12 protein-coding genes are annotated in these 12,364 nt (G+C 33.7%); 4 read left to right on the forward strand and 8 right to left on the reverse strand.

All coding sequences use genetic code 11. The features are described 5' to 3' along the window. Positions 1 to 126: 126 nt before the first annotated feature. Together folE and DFR66_RS00345 are read left to right on the forward strand one after the other, a co-directional pair. The gene (gene folE, locus DFR66_RS00340; RefSeq protein ID WP_242008605.1) at positions 127 to 738 is read left to right on the forward strand and encodes a GTP cyclohydrolase I FolE; all 612 of its coding nucleotides are present in this window, start codon (positions 127 to 129) and stop codon (positions 736 to 738) included. Positions 739 to 864: 126 nt separating this feature from the next. Further along, complete coding sequence (locus DFR66_RS00345) at positions 865 to 2,283, forward strand: SDR family oxidoreductase (RefSeq protein ID WP_114752892.1); 1,419 nt, start codon at positions 865 to 867, stop codon at positions 2,281 to 2,283. A 77-nt stretch (positions 2,284 to 2,360) separates the two neighbouring features. Here DFR66_RS00345 and DFR66_RS00350 read toward each other — a convergent pair whose 3' ends face one another. The 8 genes from DFR66_RS00350 to DFR66_RS14110 all read right to left on the reverse strand — a co-directional run bounded on the left by DFR66_RS00350 (position 2,361) and on the right by DFR66_RS14110 (position 9,050). Continuing rightward, complete coding sequence (locus DFR66_RS00350; RefSeq protein ID WP_114752893.1) at positions 2,361 to 3,656, reverse strand: cryptochrome/photolyase family protein; 1,296 nt, start codon at positions 3,654 to 3,656, stop codon at positions 2,361 to 2,363. Next, a complete protein-coding gene (locus tag DFR66_RS00355) occupies positions 3,656 to 4,117 on the reverse strand; it encodes an SRPBCC family protein (RefSeq protein ID WP_114752894.1) in 462 nt (153 codons plus the stop codon). The genes DFR66_RS00350 and DFR66_RS00355 overlap by 1 nt, the downstream gene beginning before the upstream one ends. A gap of 179 nt (positions 4,118 to 4,296) precedes the next feature. Then, entirely contained in the window at positions 4,297 to 4,737 is a 441-nt protein-coding gene (locus tag DFR66_RS00360; RefSeq protein WP_114752895.1) for a sterol desaturase family protein, read from the reverse strand. 46 nt (positions 4,738 to 4,783) lie between these two features. Further along, a complete protein-coding gene (locus DFR66_RS00365) occupies positions 4,784 to 5,623 on the reverse strand; it encodes a phytoene/squalene synthase family protein (RefSeq protein WP_113633488.1) in 840 nt (279 codons plus the stop codon). A 1-nt stretch (position 5,624) separates the two neighbouring features. Beyond that, entirely contained in the window at positions 5,625 to 7,100 is a 1,476-nt protein-coding gene (locus DFR66_RS00370) for a phytoene desaturase family protein (protein WP_114752896.1), read from the reverse strand. Between the two features lie 35 nt (positions 7,101 to 7,135). Continuing rightward, positions 7,136 to 8,032, reverse strand: coding sequence for a MerR family transcriptional regulator (locus DFR66_RS00375; protein ID WP_114752897.1), 897 nt, complete (start codon positions 8,030 to 8,032; stop codon positions 7,136 to 7,138). Between the two features lie 74 nt (positions 8,033 to 8,106). Next, positions 8,107 to 8,463, reverse strand: a complete 357-nt coding sequence (locus DFR66_RS14105; RefSeq protein WP_317048663.1) for a hypothetical protein — start codon at positions 8,461 to 8,463, stop codon at positions 8,107 to 8,109. 8 nt (positions 8,464 to 8,471) lie between these two features. Next, the gene (locus tag DFR66_RS14110; protein WP_317048664.1) at positions 8,472 to 9,050 is read right to left on the reverse strand and encodes an ion channel; all 579 of its coding nucleotides are present in this window, start codon (positions 9,048 to 9,050) and stop codon (positions 8,472 to 8,474) included. A gap of 197 nt (positions 9,051 to 9,247) precedes the next feature. On the opposite strand from DFR66_RS14110, the gene DFR66_RS00385 reads away from it, so the two are divergent. Further along, positions 9,248 to 10,135, forward strand: a complete 888-nt coding sequence (locus DFR66_RS00385) for a dienelactone hydrolase family protein (RefSeq protein WP_114752898.1) — start codon at positions 9,248 to 9,250, stop codon at positions 10,133 to 10,135. Positions 10,136 to 10,669: 534 nt separating this feature from the next. Continuing rightward, positions 10,670 to 12,205: a CHRD domain-containing protein gene (locus DFR66_RS13985; protein ID WP_242008606.1), complete on the forward strand. Its 1,536-nt coding sequence runs from the start codon at positions 10,670 to 10,672 to the stop codon at positions 12,203 to 12,205. Positions 12,206 to 12,364 lie beyond the last annotated feature (159 nt).

Here is a 12,364-nt window from a genome sequence, read left to right on the forward strand (position 1 = left end):
AAATCTGAACCATTAAGAAATTAAGTTTATTTAGAAAAGATTCCTTAATTTTTCTTAATTCATTAATGGTTCAAAAAAAAATCAATAAAATAATTAGCCAAATTTAATATAGAAAGACAGAATAACATGATAAAAGAAATGAAAAGTTACGAGAAAATTGAACAATACGATACTGAAATAACGGAAATACTAGCTGATAATTATAAAGTAATCATTGAAAATTTAGGCGAAGATGTTACACGCGAAGGGCTGGAGAAAACACCGGAACGCGTGGCAAAAGCGATGCAATACTTAACACACGGCTACGGATTAGATCCATTAGAAATCCTGAAATCAGCAATGTTTACTGAAGATCACCAGCAAATGATTGTCGTAAAAGACATAGAAGTATACTCTATGTGTGAACACCACATGTTACCGTTTTTTGGAAAAGCGCATGTGGCTTATATCCCAAATGGTAAAATTGTAGGTTTGAGTAAAATTCCAAGAGTAGTGGATGCTTTTGCAAGAAGAATGCAAGTACAGGAACGATTGACAGATCAGATTAAAAATTGTATTCAGGACGCATTAAACCCACTTGGTGTAGCGGTTGTAATTGAAGCGCAACACATGTGTATGCAAATGAGAGGAATCCAAAAACAAAACTCTGTTACTACAACATCATCATTTACTGGAGCTTTTGAAAAAGATAAAACAAGAAAAGAATTTATTAGTTTAGTTTCCAATAAATTAAGTTAATTTTAAATACTGAAATACAACTTAATCAATAAAATAGCTTGCAGATTTAACAGAAAAGCACTGATTTTAGAACTGGTTTAAAATTGAAGTTAATTCGTAGAATCTCTAGCAAAAAAAAGAAAAAAAATGAAAATTCTCTTAACTGGCGCAACAGGTTATATCGGTAAGCGACTTTTGCCTATGTTGGTGGCACAAGGACATGAAATAATCTGTTGTGTAAGAGATAAAAACAGGTTTTATTGTCCAGTTGAATTTCAAAAAAATGTTACGGTAATCGAAGTTGATTTTTTGAATCAAGAAACAATGGCTGCTATTCCTGAAGATATTGATGCAGCATATTATTTGATTCATTCTATGTCGGGTTCAGCTTCAAATTTTGATAAATTGGAAAGTGAATCGGCACTAAATTTTGTTCAGCGCCTTAATGAAACTACCGCAAAACAGGTCATTTATCTGAGCGGAATTGTCAATGACAAATCGTTATCCAAACATTTATCTTCCAGAAAAAAAGTAGAAGAAATTTTAAACACAGGAACTTTTTCAGTAACTACTTTAAGAGCAGGAATTATTGTCGGTTCAGGAAGTGCATCATTTGAAATCATTAGGGATTTAGTCAACAAACTCCCAATAATGATCACTCCAAAATGGCTTAATACCAAATGTCAGCCAATAGCAATACCGGATGTTCTTGAATTTTTATCAAAATCGCTATTAAATCCTGTTACCTATAATCAGAGTTTTGATATTGGCGGACCCGATATTTTGACTTACAAAGAAATGCTTTTGGGTTTTGCTGAAGCAAAAAAATTAAAGAGATGGATTTTTACTGTTCCAATAATGACACCGAAATTATCGTCCTACTGGCTCTATTTTGTAACCTCAACATCGTATAGACTCGCTTCAGCTCTTGTCAGCAGTATGAAAGTAGAAGTAGTTTGCAGTGATAACAGAATCAATGACTTATTAGGAGTAGCGCCCATGACTTACAAACAAGCTTTATCGCGTGCTTTGATAAAAGTAGATGAAGATAAAGTAGCATCGAGTTGGAAAGATTCCTTAATCAGCGGACGTTTTAGCAGTAATATGTCAGATTATTTGAAGGTACCAAAGAAGGATTGCTTTATTGACCGTCGAAAGATGGAAATTATTGACCGTGATTTTACTATCAATAGGATTTGGTCCATCGGAGGCGAAACGGGTTGGTATTATGGAGATTGGTTGTGGGATTTACGCGGTTTTATAGATAAACTATACGGAGGAGTAGGTTCTCGGAGAGGTAGAACAAACCGACACGAAATTCATTCTGGTGATGCGTTAGACTTTTGGCGCGTTTTGTATGCCAATAAAGAAGAGGGAAAATTAATCCTGTTTGCAGAAATGAAACTCCCAGGAGAAGCTTGGTTAGAGTTCAAAATTATTGGAAACACATTGTATCAATCTGCAACTTTCCGACCTGAAGGTATTTGGGGGAAATTATACTGGTATTCTGTTTTGCCGTTTCACGGGTTCATTTTCAATGGAATGCTTCAGAAACTGATTAAATAATTTTCTTTTTAAACATGTAAGTCATTTAAGTTTTTAGAAAATGCTAAAAAACTTAAATGACTTATATGTTAAATCTTTTATTTCAAGATTCCCTCTTTATATGTTGCAATCGCTCTGTCTCTAGCCATAGCGTGCTCTACCATAGGTTTTCCATATCCTAAATCGAATTCTTTAATCCATTTTCGGATGTAGATTCCTTTTTCATCAAATTTCTTTAGCTGAATATCCGGATTAAACACACGAAAGTATGGCGCTGCATCACAACCCGTTCCTGCTGCCCATTGCCAGTTGCCTACATTGGCAGACATATCGTAATCGAGTAGTTTTTCGGCAAAATAGGCTTCACCCCATTGCCACTGAATCATTAAATGTTTAATTAAAAAACTAGCAACAACCATACGAACTCTGTTGTGCATGTAACCTGTTTCATTGAGCTGACGCATTCCTGCATCGACCATAGGATATCCAGTAGTTCCCGAGCACCAGCGCTTGAAATCTTCTTCATTATTGCGCCACTGAATTCCATCATAAGCGGATTTAAAATTTTGCGTAACCACTTTTGGAAAACTAAACAAGATTTGCATGAAGAATTCTCTCCATATCAATTCGCTCAAAAAAACATCATTTTTATGAAATGCCCAATTTACTAATTTGCGCACGCTTACCGTTCCAAAACGCAAATGTGGCGACAAATAAGAAGTTTTATCCAAGGCTGGAAAATCTCTTATATCTTGGTAATTTGCAATAAATTTTAAATTGTGTGGCTTAACTTTTATGTTACTTTCCTGGAAACCTATTTGCTCTAAAGTGGGAAAATCAAAACTGTTTTTATGAAAATTAGAAAAATGAGATTCCGTGTCGTATTCCTGAACAGGAGCCATTGACTTGTATTTTTCCAGCCATTTATTTTTAAAAGGAGTGTACACCGTGTACGGCAATCCATCTGCTTTTGTGATTTCTTTTTCTTCGAAAATAACTTGGTCTTTAAACGAATATGCAATGCTTTTATTGGTTTCTAAAAGTTCACATATTGCCGTATCACGTTGAATCGCATACGGTTCGTAATCTTTGTTGAAAAAAACTTCTTTGATGTCATATTCTTCTAAAAGAGATTGCCAAGCGTCAAAAGTTTTTCCTTTTTTGACCAAAAGCGAACTTCCAATTTCCTGTAATTGCGAATTTATTTTCGAAAGTGATTCGTGAATAAAACCTACTCGAGCATCGTTTTTTGGTAAATTATCCAAGATGGCTTCATCAAAAATAAACAATGGAATTACCGAATATTTTAACTGTAAGGCTTGAAATAAACCCACATTGTCTTCCAAACGCAAATCGCGTCTGAACCAAAAAATAGAAACTTCTTGCTTGCTCATTACTTAGAATTAAACATTTCGTCCACCTTTTTTACACGGTATTCAAAAATAGATTTCAATTTATTTTTAACAACTAATGTGTTCATGATTTGGCCCAGAAAACCAAGTGGTAATCCATAATGCACGACATCGGTCATTTTAGTTCCGTTTGGAGTTGCTTCAAAAAAGTGTTTATGATGCCAAAAACTGTATGGTCCAAAACGCTGTTCGTCTATAAAATAACTATTTTCCTTTACTTGCGTTATTAATGTCATCCACGACAAAGTAATTCCAAAAAGGGGTGTTACTTTATACTGAATAATTTGTCCTGGATACATGGATTTATTATCAAAATCCGTAATTTGAAAACCCATTCCTTCCGGTGTGATTTTCTGAAGGTTTTTTGGGTTCGAAAAAAAGGACCAACACTCTTCTATTGATGCATTAACATTCTGAACAGTTTCTTGTTTGTATATTTTCATGGTTGTGTTTTAAAATTGAATGCCATCTTGCAACACTGGGTTTGCGTGAGGGATAAAAGTGGAGCTCTTTTTATAGTTGGTCTCGTTTTTTTTGACGAGACCAAATATAAAAAAGCGGGAACGGATAGCCCGACCCCGCTGTAACGCTAGTGAAAGCTGGGTCACGCCCAAATTAAACTTTACATTTTGTAGTACTTGAAAGGTACGAAAAGCATTCCGAAACATTCTCCGTGCTCTTTGCCCAAGTGTTTGTGATGTACTTTATGGGCTTTTCGCAAACCTATTAAATACTTATTGTTAGTGTGTTTGAACCACTTAAAACGTTGATGAATTAAGACGTCATGAATCATGAAATAACACAAACCGTAGAACATAATTCCTAGTCCGATGAAGAATTTATAATTCAAACCACCTTCGACACCATAATAGAAAAGCACTATACTTGGCACGGCAAAAATCACAAAGAAGATATCATTTCGTTCGAAAACATTTGCGTATTTAGGCTGGTGATGATCAGCGTGAAAATACCACATTGAACCGTGCATTACATACTTGTGTGTAAGCCAAGTGACGCATTCCATTATTAAAAAAGTACCTAGAAAAATCAAAAAAAATATCATTTTATTCTATATTTAAGTATAACAATTTATTAAAACAAGCTGTAATTTAAACTAATTTCAATTTATAAGACACAAAAGATTTAGCAAGTAAACCGGCTTTTGTGTAATTAGAAACTCGGATTCTTGCATTTCCGATTTCATGGCAAGGTGTGTTTTCCAACTTTTTTAATAGTTTTTTATAGTACACAAACGCAGTGTACACACCAAACTTTGCTTCGATTGGAAGTTTTACAATTCCTTCATAAGCCACTCTAAAATCTTCTTCGATTTCATTAATGATTGCGGTTTTAGCATTTTCATCGAAGGAATTCAAATCGACTCCTGGAAAGTAATTACGATTCAAAACCAGATTGTCATCCTTCAGATCACGTAGAAAATTCACTTTCTGGAACGCAGAACCCAATCGCATGGCTTCGTCTTTGAGTTGCTCATATCGTTTGTTATCCCCGGCCACAAAAACCTTAAGACACATCAAGCCAACAACATCCGCAGAACCGTAAATGTAATCATCGTACTCTGCTTTGCTGTGATAGTCTGATTTTATCAAATCTAATTTCATACTTTTCAAAAAAGCCTGAATAAGATCATCAGATATGTTGTTTTGCTTTACCGTCTGTTGAAAAGAATTTAATATAGGATTTAAACTAATCCCTCTGTCAAAGGCTTTGTAGTACTCGTCCTCAAACTCTGTGATTAAACTTTCTTTGTCAAAACCGTGAAATGAATCGACGATTTCATCTGCAAAACGGACAAAACCATAGATACTATATATAGCATCCCTAATACTTGGCGAAAGCATATATACCGCCAATGAAAAAGAGGTACTGTAGTTTTTTGTAACTAACTTGCTACATTTAAAAGATACATCATCAAATAATTGCTTCATACTATTGCTCTGAAAATTGCTTATTAATTAATTCCGACACTAATTTTCCAGAAATTAATGCTGGTGGAACACCAGGTCCCGGTACGGTCAATTGACCAGTGAAATATAAATTTTTCACTTTTTTACTTTTCAATTTTGGTCTCAAAAACGCAGTTTGCAATAACGTATTAGCCATTCCGTATGCATTTCCTTTGTACGAATTGTATTCTGACACAAAATCATTTTTGCAAAACGATTGTTTAAATATAATATTATTTTTTACACTTTGTTGTGTTAATGTTTCAAAACGATGTATAACTTTATCAAAATATTCTTCTCGTAATGCTTCAGTATCATTAATTCCAGGAGCTAATGGCACCAAGAAAAAACCAGATTCCATTCCTTCTGGAGCGGCAGTCTTATCAGTGATAGATGGAAAATTAGCATAAAACAAAGGCTCTTGCGGCCACTGCGGTTCATCGTAAATATCTTTAGCGTGTTGGTAAAAGTCAACATCAAAAAATAATGCGTGATGAGAAATATTATCTATTTTTTTGTTGAAACCAACATAGAACAATAATGATGATGGAGCAAAAACGCGACTGTCCCAATATTTCTCAGAGTACGCTCTATGTTCCTGATCCAATAACGTCTCGGTATGGTGGTAATCTGCACCACTCAAAATTAAGTCTGAAGCAATGATTTCGCCATTGATCTGAATGGCTTTTGCCGTTTTATTATCAACGATTATTTTTTCGATATTGGCATTCGTTTGAAACTTCACTCCTAATTCTAACGCTAAATTTTCCATGCCTCGCACCACATCAAACATTCCTGTTTTAGGATGCCAAGTTCCTAGACCAAAGTCGGCATAATTCATAAAACTATAAAATGAAGGCGTATCAGAAGGTTTGGCACCGAGAAACAAAACGGGAAATTCCAGAATTTGAATTAGCCTTTCGTTCTTAAATTTCTTGCGAACATCCTTACTAATGTTGCTAAAAAACTGTCCTACTTTTTTTGCTGTTTCAACTGTTATTAATTCTAGCGGAGAAACTCCAGGACGGTAGACTAAATCTTTAATAGCAATATCATAATTACTTTTGGCCTCAGCCATAAAGTCATTTAATACTTTTCCGCTACCTTTTTCAATCTCTTCAAAAGCAAAAATAATGTCCGTTAAATTATCCGCAATAGTAATATAATCATCAATCCCATAATACACACGGTAAGCTGGTGATAATTTAATTAACTCATAATAATCAGAAGTTTTCTTTCCAAAATCAGCAAAAAAACGATCGAATACATCTGGCATCCAGTACCAACTAGGTCCCATATCAAAAGTGAAACCATCTATTTTTAATTGTCTTGCTCTTCCGCCAATTGTTGCATTTTTTTCATAAACGGTAACATCATGGCCACTTTGTGCTAAATAACAGGAAGCAGCTAGCGAAGAGAATCCAGAACCTATTATTGTAATTTTTTTTATTTTTTCCATTTGTTTAGCAAATATACGAAAAGTTTAAACAAAAATCAAATTTCATCCACTAATTCAGAAATAGAATTGAAAATTGATATTTTGTCTGAAAGTCCTTCTTTATTAATAAATTCAACCAATCTTCCCGTAAACCACAACTCAGTATTTTCATCTAGTAATTCATCTGACATGTTTTGGATATATTCGTCCAAAATGTCTCTCTCAGGCTGCACAGTTAAGTAGGACACAAAAATAATGGAGTTAAAATGTTTTTTTAAATCTTTCAAATTACTAACAGGCATACTTTCGCCTAAATAAATTGTTTTGTAGCCCAACAAAAGAACTTCATAATTCAAATACATTAAACCCAGTTCATGAATCTCATTCATAGGAAGTGAAAGCACAAAAACTTTATCGGTTTTTGTTGGCTTTAGAACTTGTAATTTTTCAGTATTTATGAGTAATTTTTGCTTGATTAAATAACTGATAAAATGCTCGTGGGCTGGCGTTATTGTATCAGATTGCCATAACAATCCCAGTTCATTCATCAAAGGTATAAAGACTTGATGAAAAATTTCCTTGAAAGATTTCTCGGCAATTAACCAATTGTAAGTATTAAAAAATAACTCTTGGTCAAAATTCATCATCGCCATCTTAAACTCACTAATAGCGTGACTTTTAGCCGTCTTACTTGAAATTATTTCTCGTACAAGAGATGGTATTTTATCCTGCGGATATGTAGCTATTTTTGAAATTTTATAGCCGTAATCGTGAAGCAAAGTTATATTTAACAGCTTTTGCAAACTAGCCAAATCATACAATCGGATATTAGTATCTGTTCGCATTGGTTGAAGAATATCATATCTTTTTTCCCAGATTCGTATGGTATGTGCTTTGATACCTGAAAGATTTTCAAGATCTTTGATACTAAAGACACTTTTTACATTGTTCATCGTTTCTATAAATTTATTAAACAAATGTAAAATAAATTTTATTATAAATTTGAAATATTTTTAAAACAATTGTATTATTCTAGTTTGACGCTATAAAAGGCATTTAATTTGTCTAAATAAAGGACAGTTTTAGTATTATCTGTACTTCTCTCGTACATAGGTTCAAATTTAGCTCCGTATATAACCTCCTCAAAGGTATAAGAAGTCCGAATGGCAACAGTATTACTAAACATGTCATCAAAAGTTTTAACAAAAACAAGAATTTCTCTATGAATACTATTAAAATCAGATTTGGTAAAGTTATACAGCGGGCTATTCTCAGTTATTGGATGGACCAAAGTCCAGCTTAACGTTAATGCATTTATTCTTTCCAATTCCAGTTCTAAATCATAAAATTTATTCGTTTTAGTTCCATTCTCCTCCACACTCATCCCGAGAGTCATTTTAGCAACTGCATCTGTAAAATAGTATTTTTAAAAGGTGTAATTCTAATCATTAAACCTCTAGTTTCTCCGTAAGGAGCGATAAGTGCATTGTGCGAAAATTTCAAAAAAGCGGTAGGCTTGCTGAAACGTCCAAAGAATAAACCGGTAGCAATTGCAAAACTCAGTAACCCAATTAAGGCCTCTACAGCAGCTAATAAGCTAGTAAAAAAACCAGAAGGACTAATGTGTCCATATCCTACTGTTGTAAATGTTTGCGCACTAAAAAAATAGGCCTGACCAAATTGTGCCCAATTTGATCCAGAAGCGTCAATCCCATTTAAATTTTCAATTCCGATGGCATAATATAATGTGGCAAAAACAAAATTCATTGCTACATAGAACAACAAAAGAATCAACATAAATTTCCATCTTGGCAAATCAATCAAAGTATGATACCAACTAATGCAGTTCAAAAAGTGCATTCCGCGCTTCTCTACATTGGCCGCTCCATTTTTATTAATAAAACGTCCACCATAATTATTTGCATTTGTTCCAAAACCAGTATTTTGTTGTGACTCCCCTTTTAAAATCATAGCGTGTTATTTATTAAAATTCTAAAAAATATTCTGTTATAATTTACTTGAAAATGTACTTAACACCTCAAAAATATAAATATAAAGCCACTAAGAGAATACTTAGCATAAAAACGTTTTTTAAACGTATGATAAAGACCGTCAGTAAAAGTAATTTGTAACCACTTTTTTTTTTACTTTAGTACAAATTATTCACTATGAAACAATTAACCAAAGCAGATATCACTCAGGAAGTATTTGACTTATACGATGACTACGCACACAATAAAATTGAGAGAAGACAATTTATCGAAAAACTATCCTTGTTTGCGGTAGGAACGCTAACCCTCCCATCGCTCCTGAGCTTTATGACACCTAATTACGTAGATTCTATCTTGATAAAACCCGGTGATCCCAGATTAAAATCAGAATTTATAACATATAAATCACCCAAAGGCGGCGGAACAATCAAGGGCCTTTTATCCCAACCCACAGGAACCACAAAAAAATTACCGGGAATCATTGTGGTACATGAAAATCGCGGACTGAATCCTTATATCGAAGATGTGGGAAGAAGAGCAGCCGTAGATGGATTCATCACTTTGGCACCCGATGCCTTATCCCCTTTAGGAGGTTATCCTGGAAATGACGATGCTGGTAGAGAATTACAAAAAAAACGCACCCGAGAAGAAATGCTGGAAGATTTCATTGCTGCCTATAAATACCTAAAATCGCACAAAGATTGTAATGGACACATTGGTGTAGTAGGATTTTGTTTTGGCGGTTGGATTGCCAATATGATGGCGGTCAAAATACCAAAATTGTGTGCCGCAGTTCCATATTACGGAGGTCAGCCCACAGCTGAAGAGGCTGAAAAAATAAACACGCCTATCATGGCACAATATGCCAGTTTAGACACCCGCGTAAATGAAGGTTGGCCCGCTTACGAAGCTATCCTCAAAAAGAATAAAGTAGAACATATCGCATATTTCTATGAAGGTGTAAATCACGGTTTTCATAACAATACTACACCCAGATACGATGAAAAAGCAGCGACTTTATCGTGGACACGAACCATTGATTTTTTTAAGGAGAAATTGAAATGATGATAATTTTAGAGTGTTGATCTAAACAAGAAATTATTATGTTTTATGTTTAGTTCAACATTTTTAGAATACCGCAAAAAACGTAACGGATACTTACCTTAAGTACATTTACAGATACTAGTACAAAATAATCATAACCGAGTTGGTTAGGGAACTACTTGCGTTCAAAAATCCTTTACTTTTTTACAAACATTGTAAAATTCAAAATTTTCTCAACCTACATTTTTAGTAATAAAACCTCAGTTTACTTTCAAAAAAAAGAAATACTAAATAAATTAACAAATCTCAAATGATGTATTCTTGAGATGAAAAAAACTTTATCCTTATTCCTTATTTTAAAATTAATCAGGAAGTTCAATTTTAAAGGTGTTTATCTAAAAAAAACATCATGAAAATTCTTCTTTAAGTTCATAATGAACGAACTAAGTTTTGTGTATTTTTTTTTATTAATTTTTAAATTGTAATTAAAACTATTTTTATACAAATATTTGTTATACATTTGTTTAACATTAATCCAAAAAACTTAAACAAAACATGAAAAAATTTTTAAAAATTTCTTTTTTACCGTTATTGCTTTTAATAAGCATGACGCTTTTTTTAAGATGTGATAATGATTCTAACATGCCAGAACTATCTGGAGAATCAAAACAGTTTGTATTGTTTGCAAAATCAAATCCTGCAATAAATGGTACAGTAACATTCTCAAAAAAAAATGATGGAAGTACCTTAGTTACAGTACAACTAAGTGGTACTAGAACAGGAGAAAATCATCCAGCCCACATTCACACAAGTTCTGCAGCTCAAGGTGGTGCAATTTTAGTTGACTTAAACGCAATTGATGGCAAAACAGGCAAAAGTGAAACGGTGATTAAGACCCTTAATGATGGTTCAGCTATAACTTATGAGCAGTTATTAGCTCTTGACGCTTATTTCAATGTACACTTGAGCGCTACTGACCTTGCGACTTTGATTGCTCAAGGAGACATAGGAATAAATGAACTTACTAGTACCAGTAAAACATATACACTTAGTTCAGTAACTTATCCTGCTATTAGTGGTACAGCAAAGCTTACAAAAAGGGTAAATGGAAAAACTTTAGTGAGTATTTCGTTAACTGGAACTACTCAGGGTGTAAGCTCTATTGCACACATTCACTTAAACACTGTTGCTCAAACTGGTGGCGTTGTGGTCGATTTAACTCCGGTTAACGGCACAACTGGAAAAAGTGAAACTAGTGTAAATAATCTAAATACAGGTGTTGCCATCTCTTATGACGAACTTTTAAACTTTAATGGATATATTAATGTTCACGAGAGTGCTAGTGCAATTTCGACATTAATTGCCCAAGGTGATATAGGTAAAAATGAACTTACCACTATCAGTAAAACGTATGCACTAAATGCTGTTACTAATAATGCAATAAGCGGAACTGCTAAATTCACAAAAAGAGTAAGTGGTGAAACATTAATAAGTATAGCTTTAACAGGAACAACTGCTGGTGTAATTTCACCAGCTCACATCCACCTTAATAGTGTAGCACAAGGAGGTGGAATTGCAATTGATTTAACTGCTGTAAATGGTACAACAGGTAAGAGTGAAACGAGTGTGAGCAAACTAAATAATGGCACAGCAATAACTTATGATATGCTGTTAGACTTTAATGGATATATCAACGTACATCAAAGTGCTACTAATTTATCAACGATAATTGCACAAGGAAATATTGGATCTAATACTGGAAATAATACTGCTTTAAATTATAATGTTACTAACTCAGGAGCTTCATCTTATATTTTTAATGGAAATGGTTTAACCAATAGCAATAATCCAAATCTAACATTGCAAAGAGGAAAAACATATACTTTCACTGTAAATACACCCGGACATCCTTTTCTAATCAAAAGTGTTCAAAGTACAGGAACTGCAAACCCATATAGTGATGGGGTTACTAATAATGGGTCATCAAATGGAGTGATTACATTTACAATTCCAAGTAACGCACCAAACACGTTGTACTATATTTGTGAATTCCATTCTTCAATGACAGGTGTAATCACAGTTACTAACTAGCACAAATACATCAAGTCCAAATATTTTAATCATATTTAGGCATAAGTGATATGAACTAATTTGCACTAGATTATTAAATCCTTTTACAACAATAAACAGAAAAAGCCCCAATCGGGGCTTTTTACATATAACAAATTAAGATTTTATCTACTCAAATAT

The organism is Flavobacterium glaciei, assembly GCF_003350545.1.
Taxonomy (GTDB): domain Bacteria; phylum Bacteroidota; class Bacteroidia; order Flavobacteriales; family Flavobacteriaceae; genus Flavobacterium; species Flavobacterium glaciei.

Excerpts from the sequence above, each read along its gene's own strand:
- folE (WP_242008605.1), top strand. The coding sequence starts at position 127 with ATGATAAAAGAAATGAAAAGTTACGAGAAAATTGAACAATACGATACT.
- DFR66_RS00345 (WP_114752892.1), top strand. The coding sequence starts at position 865 with ATGAAAATTCTCTTAACTGGCGCAACAGGTTATATCGGTAAGCGACTT.
- DFR66_RS00350 (WP_114752893.1), bottom strand. The coding sequence starts at position 3,656 with ATGAGCAAGCAAGAAGTTTCTATTTTTTGGTTCAGACGCGATTTGCGT.
- DFR66_RS00355 (WP_114752894.1), bottom strand. The coding sequence starts at position 4,117 with ATGAAAATATACAAACAAGAAACTGTTCAGAATGTTAATGCATCAATA.
- DFR66_RS00360 (WP_114752895.1), bottom strand. The coding sequence starts at position 4,737 with ATGATATTTTTTTTGATTTTTCTAGGTACTTTTTTAATAATGGAATGC.
- DFR66_RS00365 (WP_113633488.1), bottom strand. The coding sequence starts at position 5,623 with ATGAAGCAATTATTTGATGATGTATCTTTTAAATGTAGCAAGTTAGTT.
- DFR66_RS00370 (WP_114752896.1), bottom strand. The coding sequence starts at position 7,100 with ATGGAAAAAATAAAAAAAATTACAATAATAGGTTCTGGATTCTCTTCG.
- DFR66_RS00375 (WP_114752897.1), bottom strand. The coding sequence starts at position 8,032 with ATGAACAATGTAAAAAGTGTCTTTAGTATCAAAGATCTTGAAAATCTT.
- DFR66_RS14105 (WP_317048663.1), bottom strand. The coding sequence starts at position 8,463 with ATGAGTGTGGAGGAGAATGGAACTAAAACGAATAAATTTTATGATTTA.
- DFR66_RS14110 (WP_317048664.1), bottom strand. The coding sequence starts at position 9,050 with ATGATTTTAAAAGGGGAGTCACAACAAAATACTGGTTTTGGAACAAAT.
- DFR66_RS00385 (WP_114752898.1), top strand. The coding sequence starts at position 9,248 with ATGAAACAATTAACCAAAGCAGATATCACTCAGGAAGTATTTGACTTA.
- DFR66_RS13985 (WP_242008606.1), top strand. The coding sequence starts at position 10,670 with ATGAAAAAATTTTTAAAAATTTCTTTTTTACCGTTATTGCTTTTAATA.